This window comes from Clostridioides sp. ZZV14-6153, assembly GCF_020657855.1.
In the GTDB taxonomy this organism is placed as follows: Bacteria; Bacillota; Clostridia; order Peptostreptococcales; family Peptostreptococcaceae; genus Clostridioides.
The window spans coordinates 182,751-204,221 of record NZ_JAGWCZ010000001.1; the positions used below are offsets into that span (position 1 = coordinate 182,751).

Genomic DNA, 21,471 nt, shown 5'->3' on the forward strand with positions numbered 1-21,471 from the left:
TGTAGTCGTAGAGATAAATAATATCAATATATAAAATGTATAAAGTATGATTATAGATGTAAATAATAAAAATATAGGATAAGTAATCTGCCAAATACTTGTTTATATTGTATAACTTATGATATTATGATATTAGTAAAAATTTGTAATCCTGACTTGACAGAATTCAAGTAAGAGATATAATTTTAAAGGCATAGTAATGTAAAATTTACTAAAAAATAAGAAATTTATTTTAATATGGAGGAACAAAAAATGGTATCAGCAGGTGATTTTAGAAAAGGTGTTACATTTGAAAAAGATGGACAACCATGTTTAGTAGTTGATTTTCAACACGTTAAGCCAGGTAAAGGAGCTGCTTTCGTTAGAACTAAATACAGAAACTTAAAAACAGGAGCTATAAGAGAAGAAACTTTTAATCCAAGTGAAAAATTCCCTAAAGCTGTAATAGATACAAGACAAATGCAATATCTATACAATGATGGTGAGTTATATTATTTTATGGACCAAGAAAATTTTGAACAAATACCATTAAACTATGAACAAGTTGAAGAAGCAATTAAATTCTTAAAAGAAAATGAAGTTGCGACAATAAGATTTTATCAAGGACAACCATTCCAAGTGGAAGCTCCAAACTTTGCAGAGCTAGAGGTTGTAGATACAGAGCCAGGAATAAAGGGTGATACAGCAAGTAATGTAACTAAAGCAGCTACAGTTGAAACTGGTGCAGTTGTTCAAGTTCCATTATTTATAAATACTGGAGATAAAGTAAAGATAGATACTAGAACAGGTGAATATTTATCAAGAGTATAAAAATTTATGTATATAAAAGCTTATATGTCTTAATAATATAAGATATATGAGCTTTTAGTTTATATATTAAAAAGAAAGCGAGGGGTGTTACATGAAACATTTATATGAAGAAGTTGCATACTTAAAAGGTTTAGCAGAAGGTTTAGAAATAAGCACTGAGAGTAAAGAAGGGAAAATGATACATAAAATAGTTGATGCATTAGAAGTATTTGCAGAAGCTGTTGTAACATTGGATGAACAACAAGAAGAACTTCAAGATTTTGTTGAATCTATAGACGAAGATTTAGCAGATTTAGAAGAAGATATTGCTGACATGGAAGAGGATCTTTACGAAGAAGATGAAGAAGATGATGACGATGAGGACTTCAGCTATATAGAAATGGAATGCCCAAATTGTGGAGAATTAGTAGAAATAGACGAAGATTTGTTATATGATGATGAAGTAGATGTTGTTTGTCCTGATTGTAAGGCTGTAATATTATCATCAGAAGATGATTATGAAGATGATGATGATTGTACATGTGGTGGTTGTTCAAATTGTGATGATAGAGAATAAAAATTCATAAGAAATAAAACTGCCTATGATGCCTATGAGATATTTTGTTTCATAGGTAGTTTTATTTTTATGAGGACAAGTATTTTGGATTTTGGTTTTGCAATAGTTGCACAAAAATAGTACACTAGAATTTATAGAATAGGATTTTGGAGGGATGTAATAATGAAGATAAGTAAAAAATTACTAGATAATATACAAAGATTTGAAGATGTTATAAATTATAAATTTAAAAATAAAGAATATATACTAGAAGCTCTTACACATAGTTCATATTCTAATGAAAATAAGAGATATAATTTTAATGAAAGATTAGAATTTTTAGGAGATTCAGTTTTAGGAATAGTGATAAGTGATTATTTATTTAATGAAGAATCCAATCTGCCCGAAGGGGAATTGACTAAACTTAGAGCAAACATAGTTTGTGAAGATTCATTAAGTGAAGTTGCAAATGATATAAATTTAGGGATTCATATGCTATTGGGTAGAGGTGAAGAATCTACTGGAGGTAGACATAGAACTTCAATATTAGCAGATGCATTTGAGGCTGTAATAGCAGCAATATATCTTGATGGAGGATTTGAAAGTGCAAGACAATTTATATTACACCATATGGAAAATATAATTTACGATTCAAGAAAGGGAAATATATTTAGAGACTATAAAACACATCTTCAAGAAGTATTACAAGGAAATGGAGAAAATAATATTTGGTATAGGCTTATAGAAGAAAAGGGACCAGACCATAATAAAAGGTTTGTTATGGAAGTTGGAATTAATGGAGATGTTTTGGGTATAGGAGAAGGTAAAAGCAAAAAAGAAGCAGAACAATTGGCTGCTAAAGTAGCTCTAAAGAAAAAATTATGGGAAAAATAAATATAATATGTAAAAATATAAAAAGAAATATTTAGATTAGAAGGATGTTGTAGATGAAAAAGAGAATTATACCTATATTTGTTCCTCACAAAGGATGTCCTCATGATTGTATATTTTGTAATCAAAAAAAAATAACAGGTGTGAGTACTGATGTTACTAGTGAAGATGCAAGAAATATAATTGAAGAATGTCTAAAGACTATAGATAAGGATGCTGATGTAGAAATAGCATTTTTTGGTGGAAGTTTTACTGCTATAGATGTAGATATACAAAAAAGTTTATTATCTGTTGCCAAAGAGTATGTAGAAAAAGGTTTTATAAAAGATATTAGAATGTCCACAAGGCCAGATTGTATTAGTGAAGAAATATTAGAAATGTTAAAAGAATATAAGACAAGTATAATAGAGCTTGGAGTACAATCCTTAGATGAAAAAGTATTATTAGATAGTATTAGAGGTCATCAGTCAGAAGTTGTATACAAGAGTTCGAAGTTGATAAAAAATAGTGGAATTAAACTTGGCTTACAAATGATGGTTGGACTTCCAGCTGATACAGAAGAAAAATGTATATTTACAGCCAAAAAATTTGTAGAGCTTAAACCAGATTGTGTAAGAATTTATCCAACTTTAGTGGTAAAAGAGACTGGTCTGGAAAAATTGATGGAGCAAAATGAATATAAGCCATTTACACTTGACGAGAGTGTAAGAATAGTAAAAAAAGTACTTGTATTATTTTATGTTAACAATATAAATGTAATAAGAGTTGGGCTTCAAGCTACTGATGATATACAAATGGGAAAAGCTGTCTTAGCAGGTCCGTATCACCCTGCTTTTAGAGAATTGGTAGAAGCTGAGATGATAAAGGATTATTTAGAATTTCTTATTTCACAAAATAAAAATATAAAGAACATGTTGGTGAAGTCTAATAAAAAGAATATTTCTAAAATAATAGGAAATAAAAAAACAAATATTAAATATATGAAAGAAAATTTTAGTGTGATTTTAAAAACACAAGAATCCGATTTAGATATAAATCAATTAGAAATTGTGTTAGATGGGAAAAGTTTAATTATTGCTAATATGAGAGACATCCATAGAAAATTGTATGACATTTATAACCTTTAGTTTTAACGATGAAGGGAGAGAAACGATTTGTATTTAAAGAGACTAGAGTTAAAGGGATTTAAATCCTTTCCAGTAAAGACAGATATTATTTTTAAAGAAGGAATAACAGCGATAGTAGGACCAAATGGAAGTGGAAAAAGTAACATATCTGATGCCGTAAGATGGGTATTAGGAGAACAAAGTATCAAGAGTCTTAGAGGAGATAAACTTGAAGATGTAATATTTGCAGGTACAGATACAAAAAAACCCATGAATTACTGTGAAGTAGCTCTTACTATTGATAATTCTGAGAATCAATTAGAATTAGACTTTACAGAAGTGACTATAAGAAGAAGAGCTTATAGAAATGGAGAAAGTGAATTTTTTCTAAATAATAAGAGTTGCAGATTAAAGGATATAAAAGAAGTCTTTTTAGATACTGGTATTGGAAAAGATGGTTATTCAATCATAGAGCAAGGAAAAGTAGATGAAATATTGAGTAATAATCCTTTAAGTAGAAGAAAAGTTTTTGATGAAGCTTGTGGTATATCAAAATATAGATATAAAAAACAGGAAGCAGAAAGAAATTTAAGTAATACAAAAGAAAATTTGGAAAGAATAGATGATATATATATAGAAATTGAAAATCAATTAAAACCTCTTTTTAATCAACAAACAAAAGCAAAAAAGTATTTAGAAATAAGTGAAAAATTAAAAATACTAGAAGTGAATAATTTTATAAGAGAAATTGAAGGAATAGAAAAAGAACTGAGTGAGGTTGATGAGCATAGTAAAGTTCTTGAAAAAGAGCTTAAAGAAAAAGAAGAGCAAAAAAATGTTGTAGAGAAAAAACAAGAAGATGTTGATAAGGAGATAGAGGTACTACAAGATGTAATTGAAAAGTCTGTGGATTATATAAATTCAATTAAAGGTGTTATATCAAAAAAAGAGTCACAGATAAATTTAATTAAAGAAAGAATAAAAAACTTTACAAATGAAATTCATAGAAAAAATTCTGAAATAAACAATATAAAAGAAAAGCTAAATGAAAATAAGGTATACATAAAAGAATTAGAAAGTAATAAGTCTTCAAATAGTGAAGAGTTATTGATATTACAAGAGAATATAAAAAAGTTAGAATCTAGTAAAGAAAATCAAAGGATGAAGTTGGAATCTTTAAATAATGATATAGAATTATTTAAAGAAAATATAATAGATATATTAAATAAGAAACAAGAACTTAGTAATAAGTTATCTGCTTTAAATGCAAATAAAGAAAATATGAATATTAGAGATGAGAACATAAACTCAGAAATATCAGAATTAAACCAAAATGTCCAAACAAAATCTTCTGAATTAGATAGTATAAATAAAGAATTTAATATGAAAAAAGAAAATTTAAATAATGTGAATAACAGAAATAAAAAATTAACTGCTGATTTACAATATTCTATTAATGAACTCAATAAGGTAGAAGATGAAATACAGAAAAGTAAATACAATCTAAATGGATATAACTCAAAGTTAAATGTTTATATAGATATGGAAAATCATTATGAGGGATTTAATAGAGGTGTAAAAGAAGTATTAAAAAATAAGGATTTAAAAGGTATTCATGGAGCACTAGGACAGATTATAAATGTTCCTGAAAAATATGAGAAATCTGTAGAAGCAGCACTTGGTGCCTATATGCAAAATATAATAACTGATGATGAGTTTAGTGCTAAATCTGCAATAAACTATTTGAAGAAGAATAATTTAGGAAGAGTAACGTTTCTGCCATTAAATATAATTAAATCAAATAAAATAAGTTTGGGTAATTTAAAAGCAAATACTAAATTTATAGGAATAGCGAGTGATTTAATTACGTTTGATGAAAAATATAGAAATATAATTGAAAATATACTTGGAAGAACTATATTTATAAACAATATAGATGAAGGGATAAAATTTGCAAAAGAAACTGGTCATAGATTTAAAATAGTAACTTTAGATGGTGAAATCTTAAATCCAGGAGGTTCTTTAACTGGAGGTAGTTTAAAAACTAACGGAAATATATTATCAAGAAAAAGATTCATTAACGAGTATACAGAAAAAATAAATGATGTTAAGGTTGAGATTTCAGGTCTAGAACTTACAAAAGAATCCTTAGATAAAAGTATAAAAAATATAAAAAGTGAAATTGGCTTAGTTGAAAATGAAGTAAAAGATTTAGAAAAAAGTATTATAATAAAGAGTACAAGTATAGAAAATATCGAATCTGAGATTGAATCTTTAAAATCTAGTATTGCTAGGCTAGGTAATGAGAAAAGTGATTTGGGTTCTAACTTAAATTATACACTCGAAAAAAGTGACATTGTTAAAAAAGACATGGAAGCATTAGAAAATACATACAATCAAAATAAAGAAAAAATTGATATATTAAGTGATGAAATAAAAAAATATAATGATTTGTATGATAAAGAAAAAGCTGAATTTGATGAATTAAACCTAACTTTAGTAAAGAAAACAGAAGCTTATAATAGCATAGTTAGAGATATAAAAAGAATATCTGGTGAAAATTGTGAGTTAGAAGAAAAAACTAAACAATTAGATGAATCATTAAATTATGAAGAACAAGAAATAGTTAAGTTACAAGATTCTATATCTATTGAAGAAAAAGAAAAAGAAAACTTAACTAAACAATTAGGAGACAGCAATAGAAATCTTGAAACTAGAAAAATAGCTAAAGATGACTTGAAAAATAATTTTGATGAAATTAGTAAAGAGTTAAAAATTATAGATAGACAACATATAGAACTTAAAGAGAGTTTATTTAAGGTTGGTGGAAGATTAGAAAGATTAAAAACTAGTCAAGACACATATATAAATAAGTTATTTGAACAATATGAAATGACTTTAGTACAGGCATTGGAAATCAAGGATGAAAATCTAGAGATAGATAGAAAATTCTTAGAAAATCTAAAGAGAGAAATAAGAAGTCTTGGGAATATAAATATAGATTCTATCAAAGAATATGAAGAAATAAAAGAAAGATATGATTTTTATAGTGAACAAAAACAAGATTTAGAAGAATCTATGGAGGAGATAGAAAAACTTATACATACATTAGAAGAAAATATGAAATCTGAATTTGAGATTAAATTTGAAGAAATAAGTAAAAACTTTAAGTATGTGTACAAAAGACTTTTTGGTGGTGGTTGTGGAGAATTAACTATCTTAGATAAAGAAAATTTATTAGAAAGTGATATCCTAATAACAGCTCAACCACCTGGTAAAAAGATGAAGAATTTAAATCTACTGTCTGGTGGAGAGAAAGCTTTAACTGCAATAAGCATATTATTTGCAATATTAATTACAAAACCAACACCATTTTGTATATTAGATGAAATTGAGGCTCCACTTGATGACGCAAATATATTTAGATTTGGAGAATTTTTAAAAGATTTATCTAAAGAAACACAATTTATATCAGTAACTCATAGAAGAGGAACTATGGAAGCTGCTGATTATATCTATGGAGTTACAATGCAAGAAAAAGCTATTTCAAAAGTTATTAGTTTAAAACTAAAAGAAGCTCAAGATATAACTGATATTATATAACTTAGATTGACATAGGAGGAAGAATAGTGTTAAAAAAATTATTTGGTTTTGGCAAAGACAAGGATAAGGAATTAGAAAAAAAAGACGTTGACTCAGAAGAAGAAATAGAAAGTGGTGCTGACAATTTAGAAAACATAGAAGAAACAATTTTTTCAGGGTTTGAGGAAGAAGTTATAGATAAAGTAGAAGATATTCCAGAAAAAACTGAAGAAGAAGTTGTTGATGAAAGTACTGAAGAAAATAGAGAGATAGAAGATGAGATAGATATTAATGAACAAAAGGTAGAAGAGATAATAAATAATGATTCTCTAGATAGTGAAATAGAAGAATTAAACAATGATAATAATGATGAAGAAACTGAACATGAAGATTATGAAAATAAAGAAGAGAAATATGAAGAAAAGAAAGTTAATTTGTTTGAAAGATTAAAACAAGGATTAACAAAGGCAAAACAAGGAATAACTGATAGAATAGATGAGGTTTTAAAATCATATACAAAAATAGATGAAGAATTGCTTGAGGATTTAGAGGAAATTTTAATAACAGCAGATGTTGGTGTAAATACAACTATGGACATAATTGAGAAACTAAGAGATAAGATAAAGCAAAAGGGAATTACTGAACCAATAAAGGTAAGAGAAGAACTTAAATCTATAGTTGAAGATATCCTTACGAATGAAAACTCTACATTAGACATAGAACCAGCTCCATGTATAATTCTAATGGTAGGTGTAAATGGAGTGGGTAAAACTACTACGATAGGAAAATTAGCAAATAGATATAAAAAAGATGGAAAAAAAGTTTTATTAGCGGCAGCAGATACATTTAGAGCAGCAGCAACAGAGCAATTAGAAATATGGGCAAATAGAACTAATGTAGATATAATAAAGCATCAAGAAGGAGCAGACCCAGGAGCAGTAGTGTTTGATGCTATAAAGGCAGCAAAAGCTAGAAAGGCAGATTTATTAATATGTGACACAGCTGGGAGATTACACAACAAAGCTAATCTTATGAATGAACTTGGAAAAGTATTTAAAATAGTAGATAGAGAATTTCCAGAAGCAAAGCGTGAGGTACTTCTTGTAGTAGATGCCACAACAGGTCAAAATGCAGTTGTTCAAGCTAAAACATTTAAAGAAGTTGCAGATATAACAGGTATAGTACTTACAAAACTTGATGGAACAGCAAAAGGTGGAGTAGTGCTTGCAGTAAAGTCAGAAGTAGATGTACCTGTAAAACTTATTGGAGTTGGAGAAAGAGTAGAAGACTTACAGGATTTTGATGCAAAATCATTTTCAGATGCATTATTTGGTAACTAGTATTCTTTTAAAAATAATGGTTGACAAGAGTGTTTATATGATATAAAATACAATAGTGTAAAGTAAATAACCTTTACAGTATACTGCTAGGAAGTGTAAGATATGAATATAGAAAAAATGGTCGAAATTGGATTGTTATTTGAACAGTATAAAGAATTACTAACTGATAAGCAAAAAGAGATAGTAGCTCTATACTATGAAGAGGATTACTCTTTAGGTGAAATCAGTGAGAATCTAAGTGTATCAAGACAAGGTATATATGATACATTGAAACGTTCAGAAAAGATACTAAGAGATTATGAAGAAAAGCTACATTTAGTATCTAAGCTTCAAGAACAGGAAAAAAATATTAAATTTATAAGAAATAAAATTATTGACATTAAAGAAGATTTATTGCACAATAGAGATTGTGCTAATTTAATCCCTAAGCTAGAAAATATAGAAGATGTATGTAGGGAGATGATAAAATGATATTTGAAGGATTGTCTGATAAACTACAAGGGGCATTTAGTAAGTTAAAGTCAAAAGGAAAGCTTACAGAAGCAGATGTAAAAAATGCTATGAGAGAAGTTAAACTTGCTCTTCTTGAAGCAGATGTTAACTTTAAGGTAGTTAAAGATTTTATAAAAAAAGTTCAAGAGAGATGTGTTGGACAAGAGGTTATGCAAAGTTTGACACCAGCTCAACATGTAATAAAAATTGTAAATGAAGAACTTACAAGTTTAATGGGGGATGTACAAAGTAAAGTAATGATTTCCTCAAAACCTCCTACGATTTTAATGATGGTTGGATTGCAAGGTGCAGGTAAAACTACAACAGCAGGAAAACTTGGAGGATATTTTAAAAAGCAAGGCAAGAAGCCTCTATTGGTAGCTTGTGATATTTATAGACCAGCAGCTATAAAGCAACTTCAAGTTGTTGGTGAAAAATTGGATATACCTGTATTCAATATGGGAGATAAAGAAAGTCCAGTAAATATTGCCAAGGCAGGTTTAAGTCATGCAATTAAAAATGCTAACGATTTGGTTATTATAGATACTGCTGGTAGACTTCATATAGATGAAGTGCTTATGGATGAGTTAAAGTCAATTAAGTCAGAAGTTAAGCCACATGAAATACTTTTAGTTGTAGACTCTATGACAGGGCAAGATGCAGTGAATGTTGCAGAAAGCTTCAATGAAGCACTTGGTGTTGATGGAGTAGTATTAACTAAGTTAGATGGAGATACTAGAGGTGGAGCTGCACTTTCAATAAGAGCAGTAACACAAAAACCTATAAAGTTTATGGGGATGGGAGAGAAACTAGATGATATAGAACCTTTCCACCCAGACAGGATGGCATCAAGGATATTAGGTATGGGAGATGTATTAAGCCTAATAGAAAAAGCACAAGAAAGTATGGACTTAGAAAAAGCTAAGGAATTAGAACAAAAAATCAAAAAACAAGAACTAGATTTTGAAGATTTTTTACAACAAATGGAACAAATACAAAATATGGGACCTCTAGACAAGATACTTGGTATGATGCCTGGTATGGGAAATATAAAAGACCAACTTGGAGATGTAGATTTGAATGGTAAAGAAATGAATAGAACTAAAGCCATAATTCAATCAATGACTACATATGAGAGACGTAACCCAGGAATATTAAATGCTTCTAGGAAAAAAAGAATAGCTAGAGGTAGTGGAACTACTGTACAAGATGTAAATAGACTTATAAAACAACTTAATGAAATGAAAAAAATGATGAAGATGTTTGCTGGTTCACAAAAAAGTATGAAGAAAAGGGGCGGCTTAGGCGGTTTACCTTTTTTTAAATAAAATATAAAAAATAGTAAAAATTATTCGGAGGTGACTGTAATGGCAGTTAAAATAAGATTAAAAAGAATGGGAGCTAATAAAAAACCTTTCTACAGAATAGTAGTAGCTGATTCAAGAGCTCCAAGAGATGGAAAATTTATAGAAGAAATAGGATACTATAATCCAATTTCTGAACCTAAACAAGTAAGAATAAATGATGAAAAAGCTATAAAATGGTTAGCTACTGGTGCTCAACCAACAGAAGTAGTTAAAAAATTACTTGTAAAAAACGGAGTAATAGAAAAATTCGAAGCTTCTAAACAAGCAAAATAATTTTCTCTTAGCAACTAGTATAAGTAAATACTTATTGTTGAGGTTACTTTTAGGAGATGAAATATATGAAAGAGCTAGTTGTAGATATAGCTAAGGCTCTAGTTGATAATCCTGACTCAGTTGTTGTTGAGGAATTTAAAGACAATGACGGTATCGTCTTAAAGCTTACAGTTGCTCAGGATGACATGGGTAAGGTTATTGGGAAGCAGGGAAGAATAGCTAAAGCTATAAGAACTGTCGTAAGATCTGTTGCAAATAGAGAAAACATAAAAGTTTCTCTTGAGATAGTATAAAGAGGAGGATTAGGTATAGTGCCTAGTCCTTTTTGTATAACTGTGTACAGTTTTAAGAATTTATGATGATATGGTAACATAAGATTAAATTTTTTTAAGAAGGTGATAACATGAAAGAAAAATTAACCCATTTTAAGGTAGGGCAAATAGTAAACACACAAGGTCTAAAAGGTGAAGTAAGAGTTTATCCACTTACTGATGATATAGATAGATTTGATGAATTGAAAGATTTTTATTTAGGAAAAGATTTAAACAACAAGTGGACTGTAGAAAATGTAAGATATAAAGGCTCTATGGTTATAATGAAGATAAAAGGTATAGACACTATAGAAAAAGCAGAAAAGCTAAAAAATAAATTTATGTATGTGTCTAGAGAAGAGAGTAGAGAACTTGAAGAAGGTGAGTTTTTTATAGCAGATATGATTGGTATGGAAGTTTTAACTATAGAAGGAAAGTATGTAGGGGTCTTGGAGGATGTACTTCAATATTCTGCAAATGATGTTTATGTAATAAAAGGTGAAGAAGATAAGGAATTTATGATACCAGCTATAAAAAAATTTGTACCTACTATAGATATAAATGAAAGAAAAATGATTATAGACCCTATTAAGGGTATGATAGATTAGGTGGTAATATGAGATTTCATATAATGACGCTTTTCCCAGAAATATTTAATTCATACATGAATGAAAGTATAATGAAAAGAGCAGTTGAAAAAGGTATAATTGACGTGCATATATATAACATAAGAGATTTTTCTAATAATAAACATAAAAAAGTAGATGATTATCCATTTGGAGGAGGAGCTGGTATGGTGATGACTCCTCAACCTATATATGACACATATAAGCATATAATAAAAACCCATAATATAAACAATCCAAGAGTAATTTATTTAACTCCCAAAGGTAAGGTATACAATCAATCTATAGTCAAGGAGATGTCTATTGAAGAAGATATAATACTTCTATGCGGTCACTATGAAGGAATAGATGAAAGAATTATTGATTTAATAGTAACTGATGAAATTTCAATTGGAGATTATGTACTAACCGGAGGAGAACTGCCTGCACTTATAATGATAGATTCTATATCAAGGTTAATTCCAGGAGTATTAAATCAGGACGAGTCATTTGAAGAGGAGTCATTTAAAGATAATCTATTGGAGTATCCTCATTACACAAGACCTAGAGAGTTTGAAGAGTTAAAGGTACCAGAAGTGCTTTTATCAGGAAATCATAAAAAGATAGATGAGTGGAGACGAGAAGAATCTATAAGGATAACTAAGGAAAGACGATTAGACTTATATAAAAAATCTCAAGAAAAATAAAAACATATACAATAAAAACTTAATATACATGTATACAATAAAGTGGCTATAAATGGAATTAAAAATATAAAAGTGCTTGTAATAACTATAGAAGTATAGTATAATATAAAATGTTGAAAATACGGGCGTTCCTCTGTTTACACTGGTCGGGTAGTTAAGAACGTCTATGATATCTAGGAGGAAGAAAGATGAATGAAATGCTAAGAGCAATTGAGCAAGAACAATTAAAAAATGAAGTTCCTAATTTTGGACCTGGGGACACAGTTAAAGTACACGTTAGAATTATAGAAGGAAAAAGAGAAAGAATACAAATATTCGAAGGTGTAGTATTAAAGAGACAAGGTGGAGGAGCAAGAGAGACTTTTACAGTTAGAAAAATGTCTTTCAATGTTGGTGTAGAAAGAACTTTCCCAGTTCACTCTCCAAAAATAGAAAAAATAGAAGTAACTAGAAAAGGTAAAGTAAGAAGAGCTAAACTAAACTACTTAAGAGGTAGAGTAGGTAAAGCTGCTAAGATAAAAGAAGCTAGAAATAGATAATTAAAAACTTTACTTATAAATGGGGGGCTGATTTATCAGTCCTCTTTCTATTTTAATTGAAATCATAACAAATAATTAAATTGTAAGTAGATATGATTATTTGTTGAAAATATACTATTTATTGATAGATTTAGGAATTTTAAAATTGAAAATAAAATCAATAAATATTGGATTATATTTTGAAATAATACTAAAAATAAGAAGATAATATTATGTAAAGTATGATGTTAAAAGGGTGACAATGTAAGGTCTTAAGTAGATATATTTTTAAGTAAAATTAGGTAATAATAACATACTATTTTAAAGGAGTGATATATGTGTCAAATGAATATGAAGAGTATCTTATGGATAATAATCTACATATAAACTGGTATCCAGGTCATATGAAGAAAACAAAAGAATTAGTAAAAAATAACTTAAAACTAATTGATGTAGTGGTTGAACTTTTAGATGCTAGAATCCCATTTAGTAGCAAAAATCCAGATATAGATATGCTTGTAGGAGATAAGCCTAGGGTAGTTGTATTAAATAAAAGCGATATGGCAGATAGAGATAAGTTAAATCAATGGATTGAGTACTATAAAAAGAATAACATAAAAGCTATACCAGTAGATACACTAAAAGGTGTAGGTATAAATAAGATAGTGGAAGAATGTAAGAATGTAACTAGAGAAAAAATGAGTTCTTTAAAAGATAAAGGAAGAAAAGAAAGAGCTATAAGAATAATGATAGTTGGTGTACCAAATGTAGGTAAATCATCTCTTATAAACAAATTAACAGGTAGAAAAAGTACTCAGACAGGAGATAAGCCAGGAGTAACTAAAGGTAAGCAATGGGTTAGATTAAAGGGAAATCTTGAACTTTTAGATACACCTGGAATACTTTGGCCAAAGTTTGAAGACCAAGAAGTTGCCTTAAACTTAGCATTTAGTAGAGCTATAAAAGATGAGATTTTAGATGTTGAGACTTTAGCTTTAAGACTTATAGAAAAACTTATGATAATAGAGCCAGAAAAGTTGAAAGCTAGATATAAATTAGACTCTTTAGGAGAAACTCCAATTGAAACAATGGATATGATTGGCCACAAAAGAGGATTCATAACAGGTGGGAAAGAGCTTGATTATACACGTATAGCTACTACTGTTTTAAATGAATTTAGAGATGGAAAAATAGGTAATATAACACTAGAAGTACCAGAGAGTGTTAAAAGATAGATTTTAAAGCTAGGTTAAAAAATTAATATTATTAAGTAAAAAAAAGCCTTTTTAAAAAGGTTTTTTTTACTTTTCTGAAATATAGACAAAAACTGTCACATAAAAGTATAAATTAGATTAGAAAACTTTAAAAAATATTAATTTAAGACAAATACACCTAATTTTTTGAAAATTAAAATCAGTGTGATAATTTGCAATTTTGGCATATTGACTTGCTTGTTTCATATAATATATAATAAGCACAAATAAATACAATATATTAAAAATTTAATTTATTTAATTTTATTAATTTAATAATGAATTCTTATTGTTTTAGTTAATTTATTTATGCAAACGTGAACAACTGAGAAACTTTATTAATTTAATAAGGTTAAAAAGGGGGATTTTATAATGGGTAAGACCAAAGATATGATAGTATTTGGATTTGCATTATTCGCAATGTTCTTTGGAGCAGGTAACTTAATATTTCCACCATATTTGGGAATAATTACAGGTCCAGAATGGTTAATTGCCTTCTTAGGATTTACATTTGCCGATGCTGGTTTGGCACTTCTAGCAGTAATGGCTACAGCTAAATTCGATGGAAACGTAGTAGAAATGTTTAAAAGATGTGGTATGAAATTAGGGATTCTTATAGGTTGTGTAGATATTTTATGTATAGGGCCATTCTTAGCTATACCAAGAACAGGTGCAACAACTTATGAAATGGGTATGATGCCTTTATTTGGAAGCTCAATTCCAGTGTTATTATTCTGTATAGTTTATTTTGCGATATCATATGTATTAACAATAAGACCATCTAAGGTCGTAGATATAGTTGGACAATTTTTAACTCCAGCTCTTCTAATAGCTTTAGCATTCATAATTATAAAAGGTGTTGTATCTCCTCTTGGAGAGATAATAGATAAACCTATGATACCTAATGTATTTGCAGAAGGTATTGGTCAAGGTTACCAGACAATGGATGCATTTGCAGCAATAGCACTTGCATCAGTACTGATAGTATCCTTAAATGAAAAAGGATATACTAGTATTAGTGAAAAGTTAAAGATGATTGGTAAAGCAGGTGTTCTTGCTTGTGGTGGCTTAGCATTAGTTTATGGGGGATTATGTTTCCTTGGAGCAACTGTATCAACAATGTATGGAACAGATGCAGTACAATCACAAGTAATAGTAAATATAACACAAGGATTGCTTGGAAATGTTGGGAAAGCGATTTTAGCAATAGTGGTATCTCTAGCATGTTTAACTACATCTATAGGTCTTACATCTGCAACAGGGCAATATTTTTCTAGACTTACAAAAGGTAAGTTAAGTTATGAAAAAATAGTATTAGCCGTATCTGTATTTAGTGCAGTAGTAGCATCTTTTGGTGTTGGAACTATAATAAAGATAGCATCTCCTATACTAAGTATAGTTTATCCACCATCAATTGTTTTAATAATTTTAGCTTTCTTTAATGAAAAAATTAAGAATGATAATGTATACAAAGGAGCAGTATATATGTCACTGCTTGTAAGTATATTAACTGTTATATCTAGTTATGGAGTAAGCGTTCCAGTAGTAAATTCTCTACCTCTTGCTTCATTAGGATTTAACTGGGTAATTCCAGTTGTAATAGCTGGAATAATTGGTAACTTTATACCATCAAAGAGTCAATCTAATACACTTGGAACAAATTAAATCTTATTTAATTGAAATATAGATATTTATAAATAAGGAGAGTTATCTATAATAAATGAAACTATTTATATAGATAACTCTTTTTATTTTTTGAGTATATACTAATTCCTTGTATTTAATATAGTAAAATTAGATAAAAGTATTAAAAAAAGATATGTTTATTTTTTAACAATATTGAGTCTTTATAAAAGATATTTAAAAGAATATTACAAGTTAAGATATGTGTATTAGTTGACTTTTACAAAAATATTATATAAATAAAATTGTGACAATAATAAAATAATAAAATGAAATTTAAGGCATTTGAACGTATAAATAACTTATGTAAATTACTAAATTGTTTTCTAATTAGTTTATATTAAGATTATTCATTAAATTCTAAAAAATAAGTAGAATAACTTGAATACTAGCAACTGCAAAGTTTTAGTAAGTTGGAACTTATAATATAGTTTCTATGAAGAAAAATAAATCAATAAATCATAATAAAAAATTTTCAGAAAAAATGATTTGAAGGTACTCAAGTAAGTAAAAAGTTTATAAGTGTAGAATTGAAATTCAGTAAAATTAATAGTGAGTTTAGCAAAATAAATACAAAATACTACAAGAATTAACGTAAATAGAAGTTATGACAAAAGGAAAACGATTTTCTAAGTATCATAATTTTGAAAATTAAAAAAATTAAAAATCATATTGACTGCTTTTTTTTCAGATTATATAATAAACACAAAATATTTAAAATTTAAATTGAACTCAAAAGATTATACACAAATAAAAAGGAGAGTGATGCATACATTAATATTGTCTATAAAGCAATATAAATTGGAAATAATGCAAATAATTCAAAAAGTCGCACAATTAAGATGATTTAAAAGTTTTAATTTTGTCAAGAAAAATTAAATAAAAATAAAAAAAACAGCTATGTTTAAAGTATACATGTTAATTTTATTTAATTAAGAAAGTTGTACTAAATATTGCGAAGATTTTATAAATTATGAAACATAATTGACAAGTTTAAGTCAAAAATGTATAATTAAATAAAATCTCGTCAAAAGGTTTTCATTTAAGAAGAGATTGGACTTATTTTTTGGTAAAATGTAATAAAAAGTAGTAAAATTCAAATGGGGGTGCTTTAAATGGGTGAGAAACAAATCAAGTTTAAAGATGTAATTGTAATTGGATTTGCACTATTTGCAATGTTTTTTGGTGCTGGGAACTTAATATTCCCTCCATATCTAGGAGTTTTATCTGGAAGTAGCTGGCTAGTAGCTTTCATAGGATTCCTTTTCGCAGATGGTGGTTTGGCATTATTAGCAGTTATAGCAGCAACTAAGTTCAATGGAGACACATCAAAAATGTTTTCAAGAGCTGGTAAAGGATTAAGTATTGTACTAGGATGTGCAATGGTAATCTGTATAGGGCCACTTTTGGCAATACCTAGAACAGCAGCAACAACTTATGAAATGGGTATACTACCTACAATAGGTTCAGGAATAAGCCCAGTAATATTCTCTATAGTATTCTTTGCTATAGTATTGGTTTTAACAATAAGACCATCAAAAGTTGTAGATATAGTTGGATCAATTTTAACTCCAGCTTTACTTATAGCTTTAGCAGTATTGATAGTTAAAGGTATTGTATCTCCATTAGGAGACATAAGAGATGCTTCTTTAATACAAAATGTGTTTTCAGAAGGTATAACTCAAGGATATCAAACAATGGATGCATTAGCAGCTAGTGTATTTGCATCAATTATAATCATGTCAGTAATATCTAAAGGATATACAGGTGAAAAAGAAAAGATGAAAGCTACAGTAAGTGCAGGTGTTATAGCGGTAATAGGTATGGCACTAGTTTATGGTGGATTATGTTACCTTGGAGCAACTGTATCTGAAATATATGGACAAGATGTTCAACAAACAGCTTTAATAGTTTCAATAACAGCAGCATTACTTGGAAATACAGGTAAGATTCTATTGGCTATTATAGTTGCATTAGCATGTTTAACAACAGCTATAGGTCTTTCTTCAGCAGCAGGTCAGTATTTCTCAACACTTACAAATGGAAAATTAAAATATGAGCATATAGTTATAGTAGTTTGTGTGTTTAGTGCAATCATATCAAACTTTGGAGTAAGTACAATAATAAAATTCTCTTCTCCTATATTAAGTATGGTATATCCAGCAACTATAACTCTAGTTATACTAGCATTATTTAGTAATCAAATTAAAAATGACAATGTATTCAAATGCGCTGCATATATGGCATTGTTAGTAAGTGTATTAACAGTTGCAACAAGCTTTGGTGTAAATATTCCTCTAGTTAATAGCTTACCATTAGCTTCATTAGGATTTAACTGGGTAGTTCCAGTTTTAATAGCAGGAATAATAGGAAACTTTATTCCATCTCAAAGTAGTAAAGCTGTACAATAATAAAGAATAATTAATACATATAGGAATTGCCTTAAAGTGATTAAAATCATTTAGGAGGCAATTCCTTTTTGATATGTAAAACTTTATATGTAAATGAATATTAAATACAGTAGTTTAAAGATAGATTATTGTTAGGTTGAACTTTGTTATATATATTTACAAATAATATTTATGATATGTAACATATTTATATGTAAAATATAAAGAATTTATTGTTAATTTTAATGGTAAATAATGGAGTAAAAAATGATAAAATTTATAAAAAAATAAAGTATATAAGAGTATAATTACACTTTTATATACTTTTTTATATTATTTTTAAGTTTTTAATAGAAGATATTTAGAATATAGAAAGTTCATTTACTTAACTGAGAAAACTATAAAGCGTGTTATATTGAATATAAAATAGTATAATATATATTGTGTGAGATAATTAATATGAGAACATACAAATATAGAAAAAAGTTTGTTTAGAATTACAACTAATAGGTGTATTAATGTAATACTAATTTATTGGAGGTCTAAAAATGAAGTACATAATAAAGAGAGATGGGACAAAAGAACTTTTTAGTAAAAGTAAGATTGAAGATGCTGTCTATAAGGCTAGTATAAATAGTGAAGGTGGAGTAGACAGAGATTTAGCATATGATATATCTAGAAAAATCGCTAATGATTATAATTCTATGGAGGAATGCTTATCTGTAGAAGAAATCCAAGATATAGTGGAAGTATTACTTATGGAATCAAATAGAAAAGATATAGCAAAACACTACATATTATATAGAGAAAGACGTTCAGAAATAAGACATAAGGCTTGGGAGTTTGATGAATTACAAAAATCAATATGGAAAAATAAGTATAGACATAATGGAGAAAGTTTTGATGAATGGATAAAGAGAATTTCAAATAATAGTCCAAGGATATCAAAGTTAATAAGACAAAAGAGATTTTTATTTGCAGGTAGAATTTTAGCAAATAGAGGTTTACATAAAGAAGGTAAAAAAGTAACTTATTCTAATTGTTATGTGATAGAGCCACCAAAAGACAGTATAGAAGATATTTTTGACACCGCAAAAAAACTTGCTAGAACTTTTAGTTATGGTGGAGGGGTTGGAATTGATATTTCAAAATTAAGACCCAAAGGTGCAAAAGTAAATAATGCTGCAAAATATACAACTGGAGCAGTGTCTTTTATGGAACTTTATAGCATGACAACAGGTTTGATTGGTCAAAGAGGTAGAAGGGGAGCTCTTATGATTTCTATGGATGTAAATCATCCAGAAATAGAGGAATTTATAGATATAAAAACCGATTTGGAGAAGGTTACTAAAGCAAATATTTCTGTAAGAGTAACAGATGAGTTTATGCAAGCTGTAAAGGAAAAAAAATTGTATAATTGTACGTTTGAAGTTGAAACTACTGGAGAAAAAATAGTTAAGATAGTAAATGCATATGATTTGTTTAATAAGTTTGTTAAAAATAACTGGGATTATGCAGAACCAGGCATATTATTTTGGGATAAAATAAAAACATATAACCTTATGAGTGAAGATAAGGACTTTTGTTTTTCAGGGGTAAATCCTTGTGCAGAAGAGCCACTTCCAAGTGGAGGAAGCTGTTTGCTTGGCTCAATAAACTTATCAGAGTTTGTAATACAACCATTTGGGGAACATGCTACCTTTGATATTAATAAGTTAAAATCTTGTGTTAGAGAAGCTGTGGTAGCTTTAAATGATGTATTAGATGAGGGATTAAATTTACATCCATTACAAGAACAAAGGGATAGTGTCTACAAATATAGACAGATAGGCTTAGGTGTAATGGGTATTGCTGACATGCTTATAAAGATGGGGATAAGATATGGTTCTGATAAATCTTTAGAATTGTGTGATTTAATTGGTAAAACTATGCTTAACGAAGCTGTAAAACAATCAGCTTTAATTGCTAAAGAATACGGGACATTTAGTGAGTATAAATATGAAAATATTTCTAAATCTAGATTTTTTATAGAAAACTTAAATGATGATACTAAAGAGATGGTTAAAAAGTATGGGCTTAGAAACTCACAACTCTTAACTATACCTCCTACAGGTTCTATATCTACAATGATAGGTATTAGTGGAGGAATAGAACCTATATTTAATCTTTCATATATAAGAAAAACTGAAAGCTTACATGATGAAGATGTGTATTATAAAGTATATACTCCAATAGTTAAAGAATATATGGATAAAAAAGGTATTACAGATGAAGAATGTTTACCAGATTTTTTTGTTACTGCTATGAATATAGGATATGAAGAAAGAATAAATATGCAAAAAGTATGGCAAAAGTATATTGATGCTTCTATATCATCTACAATAAATATACCTTTTGAAACTACAATTGAAGATGTTTTTAACATATATGTTATGGCATGGCAAGCTGGTCTTAAGGGAGTGACAATATTTAGAGATGGATGCAAAAGGAGTGGAATCTTAATAAATGAAAAAAAAGAAGAAAATAATAAAGAAAATAACAAAAAAGAAGATAATAAAAAAGAATCTTATAAAAATAATAAAGAAGAAAAAGATAATAAAAAAGAAAAAGCCAAAGAATTAAAAAATAAAAATTTTGAAGAAGATGAAAAGTTTGTATGCCCTGAGTGTGGAAGTGAAGGAATTGCACACACAGGTGGATGTAGTATATGTTTAAAATGTGGATATAGTGGATGCAATTAAATTCTAAGTTAGTGGATTCTTAATATGTTTAAGACAATAATATTTTTACAGGTGAAAGATGAGGGGATAGTATGCAGAACAAAAGTGTGAGGGAGATTAAAGAAATAATTGAGACTTTAGAAGTTGAAAAGTATATGGAATATATAGAAATATTAAGAGTGGATGAAAGAAAATCTGTTCAAAGTCTCGCTATAAAGCTTGCCAAGAAGCTGGACAATATTAGAAAAGAAGCAGAAAGATTAGAAACTATAAATGTGTTTGAAAATGAAGGATATAGTAAAGGCTATTTATATATTGGAGGAATTGATGAAGCTGGAAGAGGACCACTTGCAGGTCCTGTTGTAGCTTCAGTTGTAGTGTTTAAGCAAAATACAAAAATAGAAGGCGTAAATGATTCTAAGAAACTAAGTGAAGCAAAAAGAGATGAGCTTTTTGAAGTAATAAAAAAAGAAGCATTAGATTATGGAATAGGGATAGTAAATAACGAAGAAATAGATGAATTTAACATATTAAATGCCACATATATGGCAATGAAAAAAGCAATAAATTGTTTAAAACAAACACCAGATTATTTACTTGTTGATGCAGCGACAATACCAGGAATTGATATAGTTCAAAATCCAATTATAAAAGGAGATTCAAAATCTATATCAATAGCAGCAGCAAGTATATTGGCGAAGGTTACTAGGGATAGTATAATGTATCAATATGATAGAGTATATCCAGAATATGGATTTAAATCTCATAAGGGATATGGAACAAAAGAACACTATGAAGCTATTGAAAAACATGGGATAACTCCTATACATAGAAAAAGCTTCTTGAAAAATATACTGTAAACATAATGTGATATAATATGTACGATAT

General features: G+C 28.3%; 18 protein-coding genes. All 18 read left to right on the top strand.

The features are described from left to right. Positions 1-252: 252 nt before the first annotated feature. Complete coding sequence (gene efp / locus KGF46_RS00885) at positions 253-810, top strand: elongation factor P (protein ID WP_227827144.1); 558 nt, start codon at positions 253-255, stop codon at positions 808-810. A gap of 91 nt (positions 811-901) precedes the next feature. Beyond that, a complete protein-coding gene (locus KGF46_RS00890) occupies positions 902-1,366 on the top strand; it encodes a CD1247 N-terminal domain-containing protein (RefSeq protein WP_227827145.1) in 465 nt (154 codons plus the stop codon). Positions 1,367-1,528: 162 nt separating this feature from the next. Continuing rightward, positions 1,529-2,239: a ribonuclease III gene (gene rnc / locus KGF46_RS00895; protein ID WP_227827146.1), complete on the top strand. Its 711-nt coding sequence runs from the start codon at positions 1,529-1,531 to the stop codon at positions 2,237-2,239. Positions 2,240-2,292: 53 nt separating this feature from the next. Continuing rightward, positions 2,293-3,363 carry an elongator complex protein 3 gene (locus KGF46_RS00900; RefSeq protein WP_227827147.1) on the top strand — a complete coding sequence of 357 codons (1,071 nt, stop codon included), beginning with the start codon at positions 2,293-2,295 and terminating at the stop codon, positions 3,361-3,363. Positions 3,364-3,390: 27 nt separating this feature from the next. Then, positions 3,391-6,945, top strand: coding sequence for a chromosome segregation protein SMC (gene smc, locus KGF46_RS00905; RefSeq protein ID WP_227827148.1), 3,555 nt, complete (start codon positions 3,391-3,393; stop codon positions 6,943-6,945). Between the two features lie 26 nt (positions 6,946-6,971). Continuing rightward, positions 6,972-8,264 (top strand): signal recognition particle-docking protein FtsY, encoded by a 1,293-nt coding sequence (gene ftsY, locus KGF46_RS00910; protein WP_227827149.1) that lies wholly within the window; start codon positions 6,972-6,974, stop codon positions 8,262-8,264. Between the two features lie 102 nt (positions 8,265-8,366). Beyond that, positions 8,367-8,735, top strand: coding sequence for a YlxM family DNA-binding protein (ylxM, locus tag KGF46_RS00915; RefSeq protein WP_227827150.1), 369 nt, complete (start codon positions 8,367-8,369; stop codon positions 8,733-8,735). Further along, complete coding sequence (gene ffh / locus KGF46_RS00920) at positions 8,732-10,084, top strand: signal recognition particle protein (RefSeq protein WP_227434163.1); 1,353 nt, start codon at positions 8,732-8,734, stop codon at positions 10,082-10,084. Before ylxM ends, ffh begins: the two co-directional genes overlap by 4 nt. Before the next feature lie 39 nt (positions 10,085-10,123). Beyond that, positions 10,124-10,396, top strand: coding sequence for a 30S ribosomal protein S16 (gene rpsP / locus KGF46_RS00925; RefSeq protein WP_003419338.1), 273 nt, complete (start codon positions 10,124-10,126; stop codon positions 10,394-10,396). A 65-nt stretch (positions 10,397-10,461) separates the two neighbouring features. Beyond that, entirely contained in the window at positions 10,462-10,689 is a 228-nt protein-coding gene (locus KGF46_RS00930) for a KH domain-containing protein (protein WP_227434164.1), read from the top strand. A 110-nt stretch (positions 10,690-10,799) separates the two neighbouring features. Further along, positions 10,800-11,315: a ribosome maturation factor RimM gene (gene rimM, locus KGF46_RS00935; RefSeq protein ID WP_227827151.1), complete on the top strand. Its 516-nt coding sequence runs from the start codon at positions 10,800-10,802 to the stop codon at positions 11,313-11,315. 8 nt (positions 11,316-11,323) lie between these two features. Then, a complete protein-coding gene (gene trmD / locus KGF46_RS00940) occupies positions 11,324-12,019 on the top strand; it encodes a tRNA (guanosine(37)-N1)-methyltransferase TrmD (RefSeq protein WP_227827152.1) in 696 nt (231 codons plus the stop codon). A 188-nt stretch (positions 12,020-12,207) separates the two neighbouring features. Further along, on the top strand, positions 12,208-12,558 hold the full coding sequence (gene rplS, locus KGF46_RS00945) for a 50S ribosomal protein L19 (RefSeq protein ID WP_227434167.1): 351 nt from the start codon (positions 12,208-12,210) through the stop codon (positions 12,556-12,558). A 317-nt stretch (positions 12,559-12,875) separates the two neighbouring features. Next, positions 12,876-13,772: a ribosome biogenesis GTPase YlqF gene (gene ylqF, locus KGF46_RS00950; protein WP_227827153.1), complete on the top strand. Its 897-nt coding sequence runs from the start codon at positions 12,876-12,878 to the stop codon at positions 13,770-13,772. Positions 13,773-14,162: 390 nt separating this feature from the next. After that, entirely contained in the window at positions 14,163-15,455 is a 1,293-nt protein-coding gene (brnQ, locus tag KGF46_RS00955; protein WP_227827154.1) for a branched-chain amino acid transport system II carrier protein, read from the top strand. A gap of 1,133 nt (positions 15,456-16,588) precedes the next feature. After that, positions 16,589-17,884 (top strand): branched-chain amino acid transport system II carrier protein, encoded by a 1,296-nt coding sequence (gene brnQ, locus KGF46_RS00960; protein ID WP_227827155.1) that lies wholly within the window; start codon positions 16,589-16,591, stop codon positions 17,882-17,884. A 527-nt stretch (positions 17,885-18,411) separates the two neighbouring features. Next, a complete protein-coding gene (locus KGF46_RS00965; RefSeq protein WP_227841974.1) occupies positions 18,412-20,604 on the top strand; it encodes an adenosylcobalamin-dependent ribonucleoside-diphosphate reductase in 2,193 nt (730 codons plus the stop codon). Between the two features lie 71 nt (positions 20,605-20,675). Then, on the top strand, positions 20,676-21,443 hold the full coding sequence (locus KGF46_RS00970) for a ribonuclease HII (RefSeq protein ID WP_227841973.1): 768 nt from the start codon (positions 20,676-20,678) through the stop codon (positions 21,441-21,443). Positions 21,444-21,471 lie beyond the last annotated feature (28 nt).